The organism is Pseudomonas sp. 32_A (genome assembly GCF_017490905.1).
Lineage (GTDB): Bacteria > Pseudomonadota > Gammaproteobacteria > Pseudomonadales > Pseudomonadaceae > Aquipseudomonas > Aquipseudomonas inefficax.
Window position 1 is genome coordinate 90,626 of the sequence record NZ_JAFGYI010000014.1, and the last position, 19,132, is coordinate 109,757.

Annotated in this window: 20 protein-coding genes; all 20 read right to left on the reverse strand. The window is 63.8% G+C overall.

The window, feature by feature from the left end; all coding sequences use genetic code 11:
• Positions 1-21: 21 nt before the first annotated feature.
• The gene (locus J5M58_RS11215; protein WP_112253069.1) at positions 22-915 is read right to left on the reverse strand and encodes a CheW domain-containing protein; all 894 of its coding nucleotides are present in this window, start codon (positions 913-915) and stop codon (positions 22-24) included.
• Entirely contained in the window at positions 915-1,703 is a 789-nt protein-coding gene (locus tag J5M58_RS11220; RefSeq protein WP_207878141.1) for a ParA family protein, read from the reverse strand. The genes J5M58_RS11215 and J5M58_RS11220 overlap by 1 nt, the downstream gene beginning before the upstream one ends.
• A gap of 216 nt (positions 1,704-1,919) precedes the next feature.
• Positions 1,920-2,777 carry a flagellar motor protein MotD gene (motD, locus tag J5M58_RS11225; protein WP_112253071.1) on the reverse strand — a complete coding sequence of 286 codons (858 nt, stop codon included), beginning with the start codon at positions 2,775-2,777 and terminating at the stop codon, positions 1,920-1,922.
• Between the two features lie 3 nt (positions 2,778-2,780).
• Positions 2,781-3,521, reverse strand: coding sequence for a flagellar motor protein (locus tag J5M58_RS11230; RefSeq protein WP_025340068.1), 741 nt, complete (start codon positions 3,519-3,521; stop codon positions 2,781-2,783).
• Positions 3,521-4,660, reverse strand: a complete 1,140-nt coding sequence (locus tag J5M58_RS11235; protein ID WP_207878142.1) for a chemotaxis response regulator protein-glutamate methylesterase — start codon at positions 4,658-4,660, stop codon at positions 3,521-3,523. The genes J5M58_RS11230 and J5M58_RS11235 overlap by 1 nt, the downstream gene beginning before the upstream one ends.
• Positions 4,661-4,706: 46 nt before the next feature.
• Positions 4,707-6,941 (reverse strand): chemotaxis protein CheA, encoded by a 2,235-nt coding sequence (locus J5M58_RS11240; RefSeq protein ID WP_112253073.1) that lies wholly within the window; start codon positions 6,939-6,941, stop codon positions 4,707-4,709.
• 12 nt (positions 6,942-6,953) lie between these two features.
• Entirely contained in the window at positions 6,954-7,742 is a 789-nt protein-coding gene (locus J5M58_RS11245) for a protein phosphatase CheZ (RefSeq protein ID WP_112253074.1), read from the reverse strand.
• A gap of 20 nt (positions 7,743-7,762) precedes the next feature.
• On the reverse strand, positions 7,763-8,137 hold the full coding sequence (locus J5M58_RS11250) for a chemotaxis response regulator CheY (RefSeq protein WP_112253075.1): 375 nt from the start codon (positions 8,135-8,137) through the stop codon (positions 7,763-7,765).
• A 103-nt stretch (positions 8,138-8,240) separates the two neighbouring features.
• Positions 8,241-8,981, reverse strand: coding sequence for an RNA polymerase sigma factor FliA (fliA, locus tag J5M58_RS11255; protein WP_133974377.1), 741 nt, complete (start codon positions 8,979-8,981; stop codon positions 8,241-8,243).
• The gene (fleN, locus tag J5M58_RS11260) at positions 8,978-9,811 is read right to left on the reverse strand and encodes a flagellar synthesis regulator FleN (protein WP_039612698.1); all 834 of its coding nucleotides are present in this window, start codon (positions 9,809-9,811) and stop codon (positions 8,978-8,980) included. Before fleN ends, fliA begins: the two co-directional genes overlap by 4 nt.
• Positions 9,812-9,904: 93 nt before the next feature.
• Complete coding sequence (gene flhF, locus J5M58_RS11265; RefSeq protein WP_112253076.1) at positions 9,905-11,215, reverse strand: flagellar biosynthesis protein FlhF; 1,311 nt, start codon at positions 11,213-11,215, stop codon at positions 9,905-9,907.
• Positions 11,216-11,226: 11 nt separating this feature from the next.
• Positions 11,227-13,356 (reverse strand): flagellar biosynthesis protein FlhA, encoded by a 2,130-nt coding sequence (flhA, locus tag J5M58_RS11270; protein ID WP_112253077.1) that lies wholly within the window; start codon positions 13,354-13,356, stop codon positions 11,227-11,229.
• A 218-nt stretch (positions 13,357-13,574) separates the two neighbouring features.
• On the reverse strand, positions 13,575-14,717 hold the full coding sequence (gene flhB, locus J5M58_RS11275) for a flagellar biosynthesis protein FlhB (RefSeq protein WP_112253078.1): 1,143 nt from the start codon (positions 14,715-14,717) through the stop codon (positions 13,575-13,577).
• A gap of 2 nt (positions 14,718-14,719) precedes the next feature.
• A complete protein-coding gene (gene fliR, locus J5M58_RS11280) occupies positions 14,720-15,496 on the reverse strand; it encodes a flagellar biosynthetic protein FliR (protein ID WP_021785189.1) in 777 nt (258 codons plus the stop codon).
• A gap of 7 nt (positions 15,497-15,503) precedes the next feature.
• Positions 15,504-15,773, reverse strand: a complete 270-nt coding sequence (fliQ, locus tag J5M58_RS11285) for a flagellar biosynthesis protein FliQ (protein ID WP_112253079.1) — start codon at positions 15,771-15,773, stop codon at positions 15,504-15,506.
• Positions 15,774-15,794: 21 nt separating this feature from the next.
• The gene (gene fliP, locus J5M58_RS11290; protein WP_038410037.1) at positions 15,795-16,550 is read right to left on the reverse strand and encodes a flagellar type III secretion system pore protein FliP; all 756 of its coding nucleotides are present in this window, start codon (positions 16,548-16,550) and stop codon (positions 15,795-15,797) included.
• Positions 16,550-16,984 (reverse strand): flagellar biosynthetic protein FliO, encoded by a 435-nt coding sequence (fliO, locus tag J5M58_RS11295; RefSeq protein WP_112253252.1) that lies wholly within the window; start codon positions 16,982-16,984, stop codon positions 16,550-16,552. Before fliO ends, fliP begins: the two co-directional genes overlap by 1 nt.
• A gap of 12 nt (positions 16,985-16,996) precedes the next feature.
• Positions 16,997-17,467: a flagellar motor switch protein FliN gene (gene fliN, locus J5M58_RS11300; protein WP_112253253.1), complete on the reverse strand. Its 471-nt coding sequence runs from the start codon at positions 17,465-17,467 to the stop codon at positions 16,997-16,999.
• Between the two features lie 47 nt (positions 17,468-17,514).
• Entirely contained in the window at positions 17,515-18,483 is a 969-nt protein-coding gene (gene fliM, locus J5M58_RS11305) for a flagellar motor switch protein FliM (RefSeq protein WP_013973595.1), read from the reverse strand.
• A gap of 9 nt (positions 18,484-18,492) precedes the next feature.
• On the reverse strand, positions 18,493-18,990 hold the full coding sequence (fliL, locus tag J5M58_RS11310) for a flagellar basal body-associated protein FliL (RefSeq protein WP_025340078.1): 498 nt from the start codon (positions 18,988-18,990) through the stop codon (positions 18,493-18,495).
• Positions 18,991-19,132 lie beyond the last annotated feature (142 nt).

A 19,132-nucleotide genomic window follows, 5' to 3' on the forward strand; every position in this document is an offset into this window, starting at 1 on the left:
CCATCGGCGGTGTGTTCGGTGTCATTTCTGTTTGGCGTGCATCTGCTTGACCGCGCCACTGGCGATCAGCTCGGCCAGTGCTGCGACGTCGAGCAGTGCACACATGTGTTCAATCACCGTGCCGGCCAGCCACGGGCGCTGGCCACGCTGGCTGCGCCACTTGATCTCGGACGGGTCCAGGCGCAGCGAGCGGCTGACCTGGTGCACGGCCAGCCCCCATTCGTAGCCCTGCACGGAAATCACGTATTGCAGGCCCTGGCGAAAATCATCGCGGTAGCGGTCTGGCATCACCCAACGCGCGGTGTCCAGCACCTTCAGGTTGCCGGCCTGGCAGGTCAGGATGCCGAGGAACCAGTCGGGCTGGCCGAACAGCGGTGTCAGTTCCTGGCCGGCCAGGGTATAGATAGAGCCCAGGCACACCAGTGGCACCGCCAGGGTCAGGCCGGCCACATCGAACAGTAGGCATTCGAACGGCTCGGCGGCCCAGGCCGGGCGGCCATCGACCGTGGCCGGGGGCACAGGCGCTTGCGGCCCCGGCAGGTGCACATCCACCAGCGGCACTGCCGGTTCCACGGTTTGTTCTTCGACCAGCACCGGAATGCTGGCCTCGGCCACCACTTCGCGCTCTACCACCGTCACCACCGGCGCTTCTACCGGCATCACGCGGGGCAGCACCGCCAGCCTGGGCTCGGCGAACGGCCGTGGTGCGGGGCTGACGGTTGCTTCGACCGATGCCGGCCTGGCTTGCTGCAAGGCATCACGCGCCTGCTCTTCGCGCACCGCTTCGGCGAACTCATCCGCCGCTGCCGGCGCCTCGAACAGGTCTTCGGCTTCGGTGGCCTCCTGCAACAGGCCATCAAGGTACGACTGCAGGGCCATCTGTGGCCGGTTGCTGGTTTGCCGGGTCTGGGTCATCAGGCCACCTGCGCCGCAGTCTTGTAGGTCAGCAGGTGCTTGAGCAGCGCGCGATAGGCAATCAGCCCGCGGCTCTTGCTGTCGAATTGCGAGGGCGTGACGCCCTTGCGGCTGGCATCACGCAGGCGCGTATCCACCGGGATGTAGCCCTGCCACACCTGCTGGTCGTAGGTGTCACGCAGCAGCTTGAGGGTGGCCAGCGAGGCCTGGGTGCGGCGGTCGAACAGGGTCGGCACGATCTGATAGGGCAGCGCCTGCTTGCGCGAGCGGTTGACCATGGCCAGGGTACCGACCATGCGCTCCAGGCCCTTGACTGCGAGAAATTCGGTTTGCACCGGGATCACCAGCTGCTGGCTGGCCGCCAGGGCATTGACCATCAGCACGCCGAGCAAGGGTGGGCTGTCGATCAGGGCATAGTCGAAATCCTGCCACAGCTGCGCCAGACTCTTGGCGATCACCAGGCCCAGGCCGTTCTGCCCCGGTGACTGACGCTCCAGCACCGCCAGTGCGGTACTCGATGGCAGCAGCGAGATGCGTTCGTCACTGGTGGGCAGCAGCAGTTGCCCGGGCAGGCCCTCGGGTACCACGCCCTTGTGCAGGAACAGGTCGTAGCAGCTGTGCTCCAGGGCATCGGGGTTATGCCCGAAATAGCTGGTCATCGAGCCGTGCGGGTCGAGGTCGACAACGACCACGCGCTTGCCGGCCTCGGCCAGCAGGCCGGCCAGAGCGATGGTAGTGGTGGTCTTGCCGACGCCACCTTTTTGATTGGCTACTGCCCAGACTCTCATCAAGCAAACTCTATCTATTGATTTGGCAGGGACACTGCGGGGGCAACTGTCTTGCTCAACATCGGAAAGCTGGCGCGATCAGTGTAGGAGCGGGTTTACCCGCGAACACCGGCGCAGCCGGTGCCATGCACCGTGTCACCTTCTTCGCGGGTGAACCCGCTCCCACAGAGGACCGCGCTACATTCAACTACTTGGCAGCGTCGGGGAATTGACGAATCACTGCCCCGCCACCGTTGCTGGCGTTGCCGGTGCACTTTGTGTGCCAGCCCGGCGCAATGCGGCATCCGGCGTGGCATTGGCACTGCCCGAGCCAGTCAGGCTGCGGCGTACTTCGAGGTTGCGCGAAATCACCAGCACCACGCGGCGATTGCGCGCACGGCCTTCGGCAGTGTCGTTGCTCGCCACCGGTTGGTATTCGCCGTAGCCGACCGAAGCCATGCGTGCCGGGTTGACCCCTTCCATCGCCAGCAGGCGCACGATGCTTGCCGCCCGCGCCGAAGACAGCTCCCAGTTGGTCGGGTACTGTGCCGTGCGGATCGGCAGGTTGTCGGTAAAGCCTTCGACGTGCACCGGGTTGGCGAACGGCTTGAGAATGCCGGCCACCTTCTCGATGATCGCAAATGCCTGGTCGCTGGGCATGGCATCGCCGCTGCCGAACAGCAACGAGGAGTTGAGCTCGATCTCGATCCACAGCTCATTGCCGCGCACAGTCATCTGGTCGCTTTTGATCAGGTCGCCGAAGGCATCGCGCACGTCGTCGCTGATGGTTTTCAGCGGGTCGATACTGGTCGCCCCCAGGCCTGCATCAGTCTGCTCGCTGTCCTTCACCAACGGCTCGGCCGGGCGCACGCTCAGCGGCCGCTCTTCACCGATGGGGATAGGCTTCATGCTGCGCTCGGGGTCGTTGAATACCCCGAGCAAGGCCTGGGAAATGACCTTGTACTTGCCCTCGTTGATCGAGGAAATCGAGTACATCACCACGAAAAAGGCGAACAGCAAGGTGATGAAGTCGGCGTACGACACCAGCCAGCGTTCGTGGTTTTCATGTTCCTCGGTATGACGACGGCGACGCATGGGTTACTCCATGAAGCCTTGCAGCTTCAGCTCGATCGAGCGCGGGTTCTCACCCTCGGCAATCGACAGCAGGCCCTCAAGCAGCATCTCGCGGTAGCGCGACTGGCGCATGACGATGGCCTTGAGCTTGTTGGCGACCGGCAGCAGCACCAGGTTGGCACTGGCTACGCCGTAGATGGTCGCGACGAAGGCCACGGCAATGCCATTGCCCAGCTGCGAGGGGTCGGCCAGGTTGCCCATCACGTGGATCAGGCCCATCACCGCACCGATGATGCCGATGGTCGGCGCGTAGCCGCCCATGCTCTCGAACACCTTGGCAGCCTGGATGTCACGGCTTTCCTGGGTCAGGAAATCGACTTCGAGGATGCTGCGGATGGCCTCCGGCTCGGCACCATCCACCAGCAGCTGCAGGCCCTTGCGCGCATAAGGGTCAGGCTCGCTGTCGGCCACCCCTTCCAGGCCCAGCAGGCCTTCCTTGCGCGCGGTCAGGCTCCAGTTGACGACGCGGTCGATCCCGCCCGCCAGGTCGACCCGTGGCGGAAACAGGATCCAGCGCAGAATCTGCAAGGCGCGCTTGAACGACGACAGTGGCGACTGCAGCAAGGCCGCCGCCAGTGTGCCGCCCAGCACGATCAGCGCCGCCGGGCCATTGATCAGGGCGCCGACATGGCCGCCTTCGAGGAAGTTGCCACCGACGATGGCGACAAAGGCGAGGATCAGGCCGATCAGGCTGAGCACGTCCATCAGACGCACGCCTCCACCAGGTGCTTGCCGATCTCGTCCAGGCTGTACACTGCGTCGGCCAGGTTGGCCTTGACGATGGCCATGGGCATGCCATAGATCACGCAGCTGGCTTCATCCTGCGCCCACACCGTGCTGCCGCCCTGCTTGAGCAGGCGCGCACCTTCACGGCCATCGGCGCCCATGCCGGTAAGCACCACCGACAGCACCTTGTCGCCATACGACTTGGCCGCCGAGCCGAAGGTGATGTCCACGCATGGCTTGTAGTTCAGGCGCTCGTCACCAGGCAGGATCTTCACCGTGCCACGGCCATCGATCATCATCTGCTTGCCACCTGGGGCCAACAGGGCCAGGCCCGGGCGCAGCATGTCGCCGTCCTCGGCTTCCTTGACGCTGATGCGGCACAGCTTGTCCAGGCGTTCGGCAAAGGCCTTGGTGAACGCTGCCGGCATGTGCTGGATCAGCACGATCGGCGCCGGGAAGTTGGCCGGCAGCTGGGTCAGCACCCGCTGCAGGGCGACCGGGCCGCCCGTGGAGGTGCCGATGGCCACCAGCTTGTATGGCTTGCGCTTGGGTGCCGGCGAGTGCGCTGGCGCCACGGCCGGGGCCGCTGCACGGGCAGGCGCAGGCGTGCGCGCCGCTGCCGGGCTGGCGAAGCTGCTGGCAGCTGCGTGACCGGCGCCTGCTGGCGCGGGTGCAGGTGCGGCAACCGGCGCATGGCTGGTGTAGCTGCCAAAACGGCGATTGCTGCGGGAAATGGTATGCACCTTCTCGCACAGCAATTGCTTGACCTTGTCGGGGTTTCGCGAAATGTCCTCGAAGTTCTTCGGCAGGTAATCCACCGCACCGGCATCCAGCGCATCGAGGGTGACACGGGCGCCCTCGTGGGTCAGCGACGAGAACATCAACACCGGCGTCGGGCAGCGCTGCATGATGTGCCGCACCGCGGTGATGCCGTCCATCATGGGCATTTCGTAGTCCATGGTGATGACATCGGGCTTCAATGCCAGCGCCTGGTCGATTGCTTCCTTGCCGTTGGTCGCGGTACCTACTACCTGGATCGTCGGGTCCGCCGAGAGGATTTCCGAGACGCGGCGGCGGAAGAAACCGGAATCATCCACCACCAGGACCTTGACTGCCATAAACACTCCATTAGGCGGCGCAACCCGCCAGGGTGCGCCACCGAAATCAAATACGCCGCGCGGCGTAACGCTTGAGCATGCTCGGGACGTCGAGAATCAACGCAATGCGACCGTCGCCAGTGATGGTGGCCCCGGACATGCCCGGTGTGCCCTGCAGCATCTTGCCCAGCGGCTTGATTACCACTTCTTCCTGGCCAACCAGTTGATCGACGACAAAGCCGATGCGCTGGGTGCCAACCGACAGGATCACCACGTGGCCCTCGTGCTGCTCTTCGTGCACCTGGCCCTGGACCAGCCAGCGCTTGAGGTAGAACAGCGGCAGCGCCTTGTCGCGCACGATCACCACTTCCTGGCCGTCGACCACGTTTGTGCGCGACAGGTCGAGGTGGAAGATCTCGTTGACGTTGACCAGCGGGAAGGCGAACGCCTGGTTGCCCAGCATCACCATCAGGGTGGGCATGATCGCCAGGGTCAGCGGCACCTTGATGACGATCTTCGAGCCCTGGCCCTTGGCCGAGAAGATATTGATCGAGCCATTGAGCTGGGAGATCTTGGTCTTCACCACGTCCATGCCCACACCGCGGCCGGACACGTCGGAAATCTCGGTCTTGGTCGAGAAGCCGGGGGCGAAGATCAGGTTGTAGCAGTCCGACTCGCTCAGGCGCTCGGCGGCGTCCTTGTCCATCAGGCCCTTTTCCACGGCCTTGGCGCGCAGGATGTTGGGGTCCATGCCCTTGCCGTCATCAGAGATCGACAGCAGGATGTGGTCGCCTTCCTGCTCGGCAGACAGCACCACGCGGCCGGTGCGCGCCTTGCCGGCGGCTTCACGCTCCTCGGGCATTTCCACGCCATGGTCGACTGCGTTGCGCACCAGGTGCACCAATGGGTCGGCCAGGGCTTCGACCAGGTTCTTGTCGAGGTCGGTCTCTTCGCCGACCAGCTCCAGGTTGATTTCTTTCTTGAGCTGGCGGGCCAGGTCGCGCACCAGGCGCGGGAAGCGGCCGAAGACTTTCTTGATCGGCTGCATGCGGGTTTTCATCACCGCGGTCTGCAGGTCTGCGGTGACCACGTCGAGGTTGGACACGGCCTTGGACATGGCCTCGTCGCCACTGTTCAGGCCCAGGCGCACCAGGCGGTTACGCACCAGTACCAGCTCGCCGACCATGTTCATGATCTCGTCCAGGCGCGCGGTATCGACCCGCACGGTGGTCTCCGCTTCGCTGGCGCCATGCTTTTCAGCGGTCGGGGCCGGGGCGCGGGGTGCTGCGGCAGGTTTGCTGGCAGGGGCCGGTGCCGGCGCCGGAGCAGCTGCTGGCTTGGCCACGGGCTGGCTGTCGGCCTTGGCCGCGACCGGCGCTTGCACCTTGGCTGCAGCCGGGGCTTCGACGGCGGCAACGTCGCCACCGAACTTGCCCTTGCCGTGCAACTGATCCAGCAGCGCCTCGAACTCGTGCTCGCTGATTTCGTCGCCGGCTGCGCTGCTATCGGTTGCGGCAGGCGTCGGCGCCTTGGCGCCGGGCAAGGCATCGGCCTGGAAGGTACCCTTGCCATGCAACTGGTCCAGCAGCGATTCGAATTCGGCGTCGGTAATTTCGTCGCTGGCCGCTTCCGGCGCACTGGCAACCGGCTGCGCGGCAACCTCGGCGCTGAACTGGCCTTTGCCGTGCAACTGGTCGAGCAGCGACTCGAACTCGGCGTCGGTGATTTCGTCACCTTCAGCGCTGACGGTCTCGCCCTGCATCTGCTCGTCGACCGCAGCTTGTGCCTTGACCGCATCGAGCGAATCGAGCAGCTGTTCGAACTCGCTGTCGGTGATGTCCTGCTCCTCGGCCGGAGCTTCGGCAACCGGCACCGGTGCCGCAGGGGCCGGCGCGGCAACGGCTTCGGCGCCCCCCGGCTCGGCCAGGCGCGACAGTGCCGCCAGCAGCTCGGGAGTAGCCGGGGTCACTTCGCTGCGCTCACGCACCTGGCCAAACATGCTGTTGACCGTATCCAGTGCCTCGAGCACCACATCCATCAGTTCCGCGTCGACCCGGCGCTCACCTTTGCGCAGGATGTCGAACACGTTCTCGGCGATATGGCAGCACTCCACCAGCTCGTTCAGCTGAAGGAAGCCGGCGCCCCCTTTTACAGTGTGGAAACCGCGAAAGATCGCATTGAGCAGGTCGGCATCGTCGGGCCGGCTTTCCAGCTCGACCAGTTGCTCGGACAGTTGCTCAAGAATTTCGCCGGCTTCTACCAGGAAATCCTGGAGGATTTCTTCATCGGCGCCGAAGCTCATCAAAGGTGCTCCTTAAAAACCCAGGCTGGACAGCAGATCATCGACATCGTCCTGACCGGACACGACGTCTTCACGCTTATCGGCATGAATCTGCGGACCTTCACCCCGAGTCGGATGTTTTTCTAGATCTTTTTCTGCGCGCAATTGATCGTGGTCATGCTGGATGCCCGCAAAGCGGTCCACCTGGCTGGCCATGAGCACCAGTTTGAGCAGGTTGCTTTCCACCTCGGTGACCAAGGTGGTGACGCGCTTGATCACCTGGCCGGTCAGGTCCTGATAGTCCTGGGCCAGCAGAATGTCGTTGAGGTGGCCGGCGACCTTGCGGTTACCTTCGGCGCTGTGCGTCAGGAAACTGTCGACGCGCTTGACCAGGTCGCGGAACTCCGGCGCAGCCACTTCGCGGCGCATGAAGCGCTGCCAGTCGGTGCTCAGGGCCGCGGCCTCGCTGGCCAGTTCGTTGAGCACCGGGGTGCTTTCCTCGACCAGGTCCATGGTGCGGTTGGCCGCGCCCTCGGTAAGCCTGACCACGTACGACAGGCGCTCGGTGGCGTCGGTTATCTGCGAGACCTCCTCGGCCTGCGGCATGGTCGGGTCGATCTGGAAACTGACGATGGCACTGTGCAGCTCGCGGGTCAGCTTGCCGACTTCCTGGTACAGGCCGCGGTCGCGTGTCTGGTTCAGCTCGTGAATCAGCTGCACCGCCTCGCCGAAACGGCCCCGCTCCAGGCTTTCGACCAGCTCCTGGGCATGCTTCTTCAGGGTCGATTCGAACTCGCCCAAAGACGTTTGTGATGAATCCATGGCGCGCCCCCTGACGTGACTCAGCCGTTGACGCGTTCGAAGATCTTCTCGATCTTTTCTTTGAGCACCTGGGCGGTGAACGGCTTGACCACGTAGCCATTGACGCCGGCCTGGGCCGCTTCGATGATCTGGTCGCGCTTGGCTTCGGCGGTCACCATCAGCACCGGCATGGCTTTCAGGCGATCGTGGGCACGCACCTTGCGCAGCAGGTCGATACCGGACATGCCCGGCATGTTCCAGTCGGTCACCAGGAAGTCGAAGTGGCCGTTCTCCAGCATCGGCAGCGCCGTAGTGCCGTCATCGGCTTCTTCGGTGTTGGTGAAGCCCAGGTCACGCAACAGGTTCTTGATGATCCGCCGCATCGTCGAAAAGTCGTCAACGATGAGGATTTTCATGTCTTTGTTCAAGTAGACCTCCAAGCAGTCTCAAACGCGCTCGGCCCCGAGCGCGCATTTACAATTCGGTACAACGTAGAAAACGACTGCAACGACAGCGGGCTCAACGCGCCCGCCATTCCCCCAGGCGGCTGCGCAGGCGCGCGGCACACTGGCTGTGCAACTGGCTGACCCGCGACTCGCTGACCCCTAGCACCTCACCGATTTCCTTGAGGTTCAGCTCTTCGTCGTAGTACAGCGCCAGCACCAGGCGCTCACGCTCCGGCAGGTTGGCGATGGCCTCGGTCAGGGCAACCTGGAAGCGCTCGTCTTCCAGGCCACGCGCAGGTTCTACCTGGCCACTGGCGCCATCCTCATGCAGCCCTTCGTGCTCGCCGTCCTGCAACAGGTCGTCGAAGCTGAACAGGCGGCTGCCCAGGGTGTCGTTCAAGATCCCGTAGTAATCATCGAGACTCAATTGGAGTTCGGCAGCAACTTCATGATCTTTAGCGTCACGGCCGGTTCTGGCTTCAACCGCACGCATCGCGTCGCTGACCATGCGGGTGTTGCGGTGCACCGAACGCGGCGCCCAGTCGCCCTTGCGCACTTCATCGAGCATGGCCCCGCGAATGCGGATGCCGGCGTAGGTTTCAAAGCTCGCGCCCTTGCTGGCGTCATACTTGTTGGCCACTTCCAGCAGACCGATCATGCCAGCCTGGATCAGGTCCTCGACCTGCACGTTGGCCGGCAGCCGCGCCAGCAGGTGGTAGGCGATGCGCTTGACCAGCGGGGCGTAGCGCTCGATCAGCTCGCACTGGGCGTCTTTCGACGCCCGGCTGTACATCTTGAAACCACTGGCGTTCATAACACAGGTCCCGCGCTGGTAGGTTGCACCAGACGCTCGACAAAGAACTCCAGGTGGCCGCGCGGGTTGGCCGGCAGCGGCCAGCTGTCGACCTTCTGGGCAATCGCCTTGAAGGCCAGCGCGCACTTGGAGCGTGGGAAGGCTTCGTACACGGCACGCTGCTTCTGTACCGCCTTGCGCACGCACTCGTCATACGGCACGGCGCCCACGTACTGCAAGGCAACGTCGAGGAAGCGGTCGGTGACCTTGGTCAGCTTGGCGAACAGGTTGCGGCCTTCCTGTGGGCTCTGCGCCATGTTGGCCAGCACGCGGAAACGGTTCATGCCGTAGTCGCGGTTGAGCAGCTTGATCAGGGCGTAGGCGTCGGTGATCGAGGTGGGTTCGTCGCATACCACCAGCAGCACTTCCTGGGCAGCGCGGACAAAGCTGACCACCGAATCACCGATACCGGCCGCAGTGTCGATCACCAGCACGTCGAGGTTGTCGCCGACTTCGCTGAACGCCTGGATCAGCCCGGCATGCTGGGCCGGGGCCAGGTGCACCATGCTCTGCGTGCCCGAGGCAGCCGGCACGATGCGCACACCACCGGGGCCCTGCAGCATCACGTCGCGCAGCTCGCAGCGCCCCTCGATGACATCGGCCAGGGTCCGCTTGGGGGTAAGGCCCAGCAGCACGTCGACATTGGCCAGGCCCAGGTCGGCGTCCAGCAGCATGACCCTGCGGCCAAGCTCGGCCAGCGCCAGGGACAGGTTCACTGAAACGTTAGTCTTGCCGACGCCACCTTTGCCACCGGTCACGGCGATCACCTGTACGGGATGCATGCTACCCATGTCTGTTCTTTACCTTGTCTCGCTGGGACTCAGGCCACACGTAGGGCAATTCTGCGTACCCCTTGGCATAGCTACCTTGCACACGCTTCATCATCAACCCGCTCGCCGTGGGTTGTGATAGAGATCAGCGAACATGTCGGCCATGGCCTCTTCGCTGGGCTCGTCCTGCTGCTGCACATTGACCGCGCGGGAGACCAACTGGTGCCCCCGAGGCAGGTGCAGGTCGTCAGGAATGCGCGGCCCATCGGTCAGGTAGGCCACCGGCAGTTCATGACTGATGGCAAGGCTCAGCACGTCGCCAAGGCTTGCCGTTTCATCGAGTTTGGTCAGGATGCAACCGGCCAGGCCGCAGCGCTTGTAGCTGTGGTAGGCGGCAGTCAGCACCTGCTTCTGGCTGGTAGTGGCCAGCACCAGGTAGTTCTTCGCGGCAATGCCACGCCCGGCCAGGGTGTCCAGCTGCATGCGCAGGGCCGGGTCGCTGGCCTGCAGGCCGGCGGTATCGATCAGCACCACGCGCTTGCGCAGCAGCGGCTCCAGCGCCGCAGCCAGCGACTGGCCCGGGTCGACGTAGGTCACCGGCACGTTGAGGATGCGGCCCAGGGTCTTGAGCTGCTCCTGGGCGCCGATGCGGAAGCTGTCCATGCTCACCAGTGCCAGGTTCTGCGCGCCGTACTTGAGCACGTAGCGGGCGGCCAGCTTGGCCAGGGTGGTGGTCTTGCCCATGCCGGCCGGGCCGACCATGGCGATCACACCCCCCTCTTCGATTGGCTCGACCTCAGGGATTTCGATCATCCGCGCCAGGTGCGCCAGCAACATGCGCCAGGCCTGGCGTGGCTCGTCGATCTCGGCAGTCAGGTCCAGCAGCTCACGGGCGATCGGCCCGGACAGGCCGATGCGCTGCAGCCGGCGCCAGACGGTGGCCTGCTGCGGCTTGCTGCCCTGCAGCTGATTCCAGGCCAGCGAGCCGAGCTGCACTTCCAGCAGCTCGCGCAGGCCCGACAGCTCGGAGCGCATGGCATCGAACAGACGCGGGTCGACCGGTGCCGATGCGGGGGCTGCAGCGGCGGCCTCGGGCGCATCGACGTGCGGTTCGATCAACGGCTCGGCGGCGGTCAGCGACTGCCCGGCGAACAATTGGCGGTTGTTGTCGCTGCTGTCCGGGCGGGGATCCAGCTCGGCGCGGGCAGTGGCGATGCGCGTATGGGTCTTGCGCAGCTCTTCTTCCAGCTCGGCGTTAGGCACACGCGGGGCCAGGGCGGACAGTTTGTAGTCCAGCGCAGCCGTCAGCTCGACACCGCCGGCGATGCGGCGGTTGCCGATGATGGCGGCATCGGCGCCCAGCTCATCACGGACCAGCTTCATGGCCTGACGCATATCGGCGGCGAAAAATCGCTTAACTTGCATTATCCCCTACCTCAGCCGTTAGGGCCCACGGTGGCAACGATGGTGACTTGCTTGTTGTCAGGTATTTCCTGATACGCCAGAACATGCAAATTCGGTACAGCCAGGCGACCGAAACGCGACAGCATGGCGCGGATCGGGCCGGCGACCAGAAGGATGGCCGGCTGGCCCTGCATTTCCTGGCGCTGGGCCGCCTCGATCAACGAACGCTGCAGCTTCTCGGCCATGCTCGGCTCCAGAAGAACACCGTCTTCCTGACCTTGCCCGGCCCTCTGCAGACTATTGAGCAAAATCTGTTCCAATCTTGGCTCCAGGGTAATCACTGGCAGCTCCGACTCAATGCCGACAATGCTTTGCACGATGGCGCGACACAATCCGACGCGCACCGCCGCCACCAGCGCGGCGGTATCTTGACTCTTGCCGGCGTTGTTCGCGATCGCCTCGGCGATACTGCGAATATCGCGCACCGGCACCTGCTCCGACAACAGCGCTTGCAGCACCTTGAGCAGACCCGACAATGAAATGACACCTGGCACAAGCTCTTCTGCAAGTTTAGGCGATGCCTTGGCTAGCACCTGCAGTAGTTGCTGGACCTCTTCATGGCCAATCAGCTCGTGGCAGTGCTTCTGCAGAATCTGGTTCAGGTGGGTGGCCACCACGGTGCTGGCGTCGACCACGGTGTAGCCCAGCGACTGTGCCTGGGAACGCTGGCCAACATCGATCCACACGGCCTCCAGGCCGAACGCCGGGTCACGCGCGGCAATACCGTTGAGGGTGCCGAACACCTGGCCCGGGTTGATTGCCAGTTCACGGTCCGGATAGATCTCGGCCTCCGCCAGGATCACCCCCATCAAGGTCAGGCGATAGGCGCTGGGCTGCAGGTCGAGGTTGTCGCGGATGTGCACGGTGGGCATGAGGAAGCCCAGATCTTGCGACAGTTTCTTGCGCACGCCCTTGATCCGCGCCAGCAACTGGCCGCCCTGGTTGCGATCGACCAGCGGGATCAGCCGGTAGCCGACCTCCAGGCCAATCATGTCGATCGGCGTGACGTCGTCCCAGCCCAGTTCCTTGGTTTCCAGCGCGCGCTGTGGCGAGGGCAGCAGGTCCTGCTGGCGCTGCGCCTCCTGCAGCGCTTGCGCCTTGGCCTTCTGCTGCTTTTTCCATACCAGGTAGGCGCCACCACCGGCCAGCAGGCCAAGGCTGAGGAAGGCCACGTGCGGCATGCCCGGCACCAGGCCCATGACGATCATCAGCGCGCCGGACACCGCCAGGGCCTTGGGCGAATCGAACATCTGCCGGTTGATCAGCTTGCCCATGTCCTCGGAGCCCGAGGCGCGGGTAACCATGATCGCGGCAGCGGTGGACAGCAGCAGTGATGGCAATTGCGCCACCAAACCGTCACCGATGGTCAGCAAAGCGTACACCTTGCCGGCATCGCCAAAGCTCATGCCGTGCTGCAGCATGCCGATCAGCATGCCGCCGATCAGGTTGATGAACAGGATCAGCAGGCCGGCGATGGCGTCACCGCGAACGAACTTGCTGGCACCGTCCATCGAACCGTAGAACTCGGCTTCCTGCGCCACTTCGGCGCGGCGGTGCTTGGCCTGGGCCTGGTCGATCAGGCCGGCGTTGAGGTCGGCGTCGATGGCCATCTGCTTGCCGGGCATGGCGTCGAGGGTGAAACGCGCGCTCACTTCCGAGATACGCCCGGCGCCCTTGGTCACTACCACGAAGTTGATGATCATGAGGATGGCGAACACCACGGCACCGACCACGTAGTTACCGCCGATCACCACCTCGCCGAAGGCCTGGATCACCTTGCCGGCTGCGCCGTGGCCCTCCTGGCCATGCAGCATCACAACCCGGGTGGAGGCAACGTTCAGGGCCAGGCGCAACAGCGTGGCCACCAGCAGGATGGTGGGGAACGCGGCGAAGTCGAGCGGGCGCAGCGCATAGACGCAGACCAGCAGGACCACGATCGACAGGGCAATGTTGAAGGTGAAGAACACGTCGAGCAGGAACGGCGGTATCGGCAACATCATCATTGCCAACATCACCAGCAGCAACAGCGGCACACCCAGGTTGCCCCGACCGAGCCCGGCCAGGTTGTTACGGGCGTTGCTGATTAACTGAGTGCGATCCACCGCGAGTCCTCTTGATGCAAAACTTTGACGCACAGGGGGCGCCTGGCGCTGGCTTTGCAAGAAGCCTTCCAACTTTGCTCGACGGGGGATTTATCTTGCCTGTTCCGGCCTCTTCGCGGGCACGCCCGCTCCCACAGGGACCTCACAGTTTTCAAGGCCCGCAGAGGACCTGTGGGAGCGGGTTCACCCGCGAAAGGGCCAGAAGCCCTGACACAAGGTCAACTGTCGCGACGCAGGTCCGGCGGAATCGGCAGGTCGTCTTTCAGCGGCTCTGGCCGCTTGCCCTTGCCGGCCCGGTACTGACGGATCTGGAACACATAGGCCAGCACCTGCGCCACCGCCAGGTACAAGCCGGCGGGGATTTCCTGCTCAAGCTCGGTGGAGTAATAGATCGCCCGCGCCAACGCCGGCGACTCGAGGATCTGGACCTTGTGCTCCACACCGATCTCGCGAATCTTCAAGGCAATGAAATCCGTGCCCTTGGCCAGCAGCAATGGCGCCGCCCCGCCCTTCTCCGGGTCGTATTGCAAGGCAACCGCGTAGTGCGTCGGGTTGGTGATGATCACGTCGGCTTCGGGCACGGCCGCCATCATGCGCCGCTGCGAAGCCTCACGCTGCAGCTGGCGAATACGCTGCTTGACCTCGGGCTTGCCTTCACTGTCCTTGTACTCGTCCTTGACTTCCTGCTTGGTCATCTTCAGCTTGTTGTGCGCCTGCCACAGCTGGAACGGCACGTCCGCCGCCGCAATCAACAGCAGCCCCGCCGACATCCACAACGCACTCCAGCCCACCACCTGCAGGCTATGGATGATCGCCTGCTCCAACGGCTCGTTGGCAATGGCCAGCAGCGCCTGACGGTCATTGACCAGCACCACTACCGCCACGACCAGAATCACGAGAAACTTGGCGAACGCTTTCAAGAGTTCGGTCAGGGCATTCATCGAGAACATGCGCTTGACCCCTGACAAGGGATTCATACGGCTGAATTTCGGCTGCAACAGGCTGCCGGAAAACAGGAAACCGCCCAGGGCGATCGGCGCGACGAAGGAAATCACGAACAACAGGATCAATATCGGCTGCACCGCCCAGATGGCCATCTTGCCCGAGGCCAGCAGGAAGGCACCCATGGCCCGCTCATCGGTGATGAAGTCGCGGGTCAGGCTGAAGTTCATGCGCATGATCGCCAGCAGCGTCTCGGCCAGGTGGCCGCCAAACGCCAACAGGCCACCGGCGCCGGCCAGGGTCACCGCCACCGTATTCAGTTCCTTGGAACGCGCGATCTCGCCTTTCTCGCGAGCATCGCGCTTGCGCTTGTCGGTGGGTTCTTCTGTCTTGTCCTGACCGCTTTCGCTTTCCGCCATGCTCAGCGCGCCCTCGCCAGTTCACGCAGCCATTGCAGCGCTTCGCTGGCCAATGCCTGGTAATGGGAAAGTATATCGGCCAGGCCAACCCAGAAAATGAACATGCCCATGACCAGGGTAAGCGGAAAACCGATGGAGAAAATGTTCAACTGCGGCGCGGCACGCGTCATTACGCCAAAGGCGATGTTCACCACCAGCAGCGCGGCGATAGCCGGCAGAATCAGCAGAAGGCCGGCACCGAACACCCAGCCCAGGCGCCCTGCCAGCTCCCAGAACTGATTGACCACCAGCGCATTGCCCACCGGCAAGGTGGTGAAACTTTCGGTCAGCACCTCGAACGCCACCAGATGGCCGTTCATCAGCAGGAACAGCACGCTCACCAGCATGGTCATGAACTGGCTGATCACCGCGACGTTGACGCCGTTCGCCGGGTCGACCATCGATGCGAAGGCCATGCCCATCTGCACCGCGACGACCTGGCCAGCGATCACGAACGCCTGGAACAACAACTGCAATGACAACCCGAACAGCGCCCCGACGATGACCTGCTCGGCACACAGCAGCAGGCCGCGCAGGCTCAACGGGTCGAACTCGGGCAAGGGCGGCAGGGCCGGGACGATCACCACGGTGATAGCCACGGCCACATACAGGCGCACCCGCGCCGGCAGCATGCGGGTGCCGAATATAGGCATGGTCATCAGCACTGCCGTCACCCGGAACAACGGCAGGATGAAGGTGGCAACCCAGGTGCCGATCTGCGTGTCGGTCAGCTCCAGCATCGGCGCGTCAACCGATCAAATGCGGGATGTTGGTGTAGAGGCTGATGAAGTACTCCATGAACTTCTGCACCAGCCACGGCCCGGCGACGATCAGCGTGACCAGCATCACCAGCAGGCGCGGCAGGAAACTCAGGGTCTGTTCGTTGATCTGCGTGGCGGCCTGGAACATCGCCACCACCAGGCCCACCAGCAGGCTCGGCACCACCAGTATGGCGACCATCAGGGTGGTCAGCCACAGGGCATCACGGAACAGGTCGACAGCGACTTCAGGTGTCATCGGCGGCTCTCCTTGACGGCGTCAGACGCCGCCGAAACTGCTGGCCAGGGTACCCATGATCAGCGCCCAGCCATCCACCAGCACGAACAGCATGATCTTGAACGGCAGCGAGATGATCAGCGGCGACAGCATCATCATGCCCATGGCCATCAGCACGCTGGCCACCACCATGTCGATGATCAGGAACGGGATGAAGATCATGAAACCGATCTGGAACGCGGTCTTCAGCTCTGAGGTGACGAACGCCGGTACCAGGATCGTCAGCGGCACCTGGTCCGGGCCGGCGATGTCGGTACGCTTGGACAGGCGCATGAACAGGTCGAGGTCGCTTTGCCGGGTTTGTGCCAGCATGAAGTCCTTGAGCGGCCCCTGGGCCTTGTCTATGGCCTGCTGGGCGGTCATCTGCTCCTTCAGGTACGGCTGCAGCGCGTCCTGGTTCACCCGGTCGAACACCGGCGCCATGATGAACATGGTCAGGAACAGCGCCATGCCAGTCAGCAACTGGTTCGACGGCGTCTGCTGCAGGCCCAGGGCCTGACGCAGGATCGAGAACACGATGATGATGCGGGTGAAGCTGGTCATCAGGATGACGAACGCCGGGATGAAGCTGAGCGCCGTCATGATCAGCAGGATCTGCAGGCTGACCGAGTATTCCTGCTGCCCGTCCGGGGTATTGGACAGGGTAATGGCCGGGATCGACAGCGGGTCGGCACCCAAGGCCAGCGGCGCAGCCAGCAGCAGCGCCAGAGTCAACAACACACGCAGCGCGCCACTCATCACTTCTTGTCCTTAGGGTCCTTGCCCATCAGCTCCATCAGCCGCTGGGCAAACTCCGGCGTCGCCTGACGGGCACTTTCCGGCACTTCCACGGGTTCGGCCAGCACATGCAGGGCCTCGATGCTGCCAGGGGTATGGCCGATCAGGATCTGCTGCTTGCCCACCTGCACCAGCAGCAGCCGATCACGCGGGCCGATGGCCCGGCTGCCGACGATCTCGATCACCTGCCCGCCCTTCACCGCCGTGCTTTGCATGCGCCGCAGCAACCAGGCCAGGAAGAAGATCAGGCCGACCACCAGCAACAGGCCGAAGACCATCTGCGCCAACTGCCCACCGAGGCTGCCAGGCGCGGTTGCCGGGGTTGCCGCCGGTGTGGCCGCGGCCAGGCAAGCCTGGCTGGCGAGCAGCGCGGCGAGCGCCGCGAAGGCGCGCATCGTGCCCTTCACTCAGCGCAGCTTCTTGATACGTTCGCTGGGGCTGATCACGTCGGTCAGGCGGATGCCGAACTTTTCGTTGACCACTACCACTTCGCCATGGGCGATCAGCGTGCCGTTGACCAGCACGTCGAGCGGTTCGCCGGCCAGGCGGTCGAGCTCGATCACCGAGCCCTGGTTGAGCTGCAGCAGGTTGCGGATGTTGATCTCGGTGCTGCCCACTTCCATGGAGATGTTCACCGGGATATCCAGGATCACGTCCAGGTTCGGGCCTTCGAGGCTGACGTTTTCGTTCGGCTTCGGCGAGCTGGCGAACTCCTCCATCGGCAGGCGGCCCGGGCCGCCGGCGCTGCTGCCGGTGTCACCACCCAGCAGTGCATCGATGTCGGCCTGGCCGGCTGCACCGGTTTCTTCCAGGGCCGCAGCCCACTCATCGGCCAGCGCCTGGTCCTCTGCAGAGGTGATCTCGTTTTCGTTAGCCATGGTTTCCTCGACAGGCATTCAATTCGTTAGGAGTGACCGGCACGCCGTCAGCGGCGTTCGATCGGGTCGATGATCTGCAGCGCCAGGTTGCCCTTGTGCGAACCCAGGCGCGCCTTGAACGACGGCACGCCGTTGGCGCGCAGCACCAGGTGCTCGGGCAGCTCCACCGGGATCACGTCGCCAGGCTGCATGTGCAGGATGTCGCGCAGCTTCAGCTGGCGCCGGGCTACGGTGGCGGTCAGCGGCACGGCCACGTCCAGCACATCCTCGCGCAGGGCCTTGACCCAGCGCTCGTCCTGGTCGTCCAGGTCGGACTGGAAACCGGCATCGAGCATTTCCCGCACGGGCTCGATCATCGAGTACGGCATGGTCACGTGCAGGTCGCCGCCACCGCCATCCAGTTCGATGTGGAAGGTGGACACCACCACCGCCTCGCTGGGGCCGACGATGTTGGCCATGGCCGGGTTTACTTCGGAGTTCATGTATTCGAAGGTGACCGGCATGATTGCCTGCCAGGCTTCCTTGAGGTCGACGAAGCACTGGTCCAGCACCATGCGCACCACGCGCAGTTCGGTGGGGGTGAATTCGCGGCCTTCGATCTTGGCGTGGCGGCCGTCGCCGCCGAAGAAGTTGTCCACCAGCTTGAACACCAGCTTGGCATCGAGGATGAACAGCGAGGTGCCGCGCAACGGCTTGATCTTGACCAGGTTGAGGCTGGTCGGCACGTACAGCGAGTGCACGTACTCGCCGAACTTCATCACTTGCACGCCCCCCACCGCCACGTCGGCGGAACGGCGCAGCAGGTTGAACATGCTGATACGGGTGTAACGGGCGAAACGCTCGTTGATCATTTCCAGGGTCGGCATGCGGCCCCGCACGATACGGTCCTGGCTGGTCAGGTCGTAGCTTTTGATGCTGCCAGGCTCGGATGCACTCTCGGTCTGCACCAGCCCGTCGTCGACGCCATGCAACAGGGCATCGATTTCATCCTGGGACAGCAGGTCCTGTACGGCCATTGCGGACTCCTACTGCAATACGAAATTGGTGAACAGCAACTGGTCGACGACCGGCTTGCCGACTTCCTTCTGCGCCACTTCCTGGACCACTGCGGTGGCCTTCTGGCGCAGCATTTCCTGCCCTACCGGGCTACCAGCCAGGGTGTCGAAGCCTTGCCCGGAGAACATCATCACCAGGTTGTTGCGGATCACCGGCATGTGCACCTTGAGCGCATCCAGGTCAGCCTGGCTGCGCGCTTGCAGGGTGATGCTCACCTGCATGTAGCGCTGGCGGCCGTTCTGGTTGAAGTTGACCACGAAGGCCGGGGCCAGCGCTTCGTAGATAGCCGCTGGCTTGACGTTGCTGGCTGCAGGATCGGCGGCCGGGGCCGGCTCGCTCTTGTGCATGATGAACCAGGTAGCGCCCACCGAAAGGCCGATCGCCAGCAACAGGCCCACTACTGCCAGCAGGATCAGCTTGAGTTTGCCTTTAGTGGCGGGGTCTTTGACTGCTTCGCTCTTCGCCATGCCAATAATCCGTCGTCCATCGGGGGTTCAAGGGAGAATGGCTTGGCTTGAGCAAGTGTTATGCCAGATTTTGCAGAAGGGCATTTTTCAGCAGGGACGACTGTGCTGGCTTCTTCGCAGGTGAACCCGCTCCCACAGGACC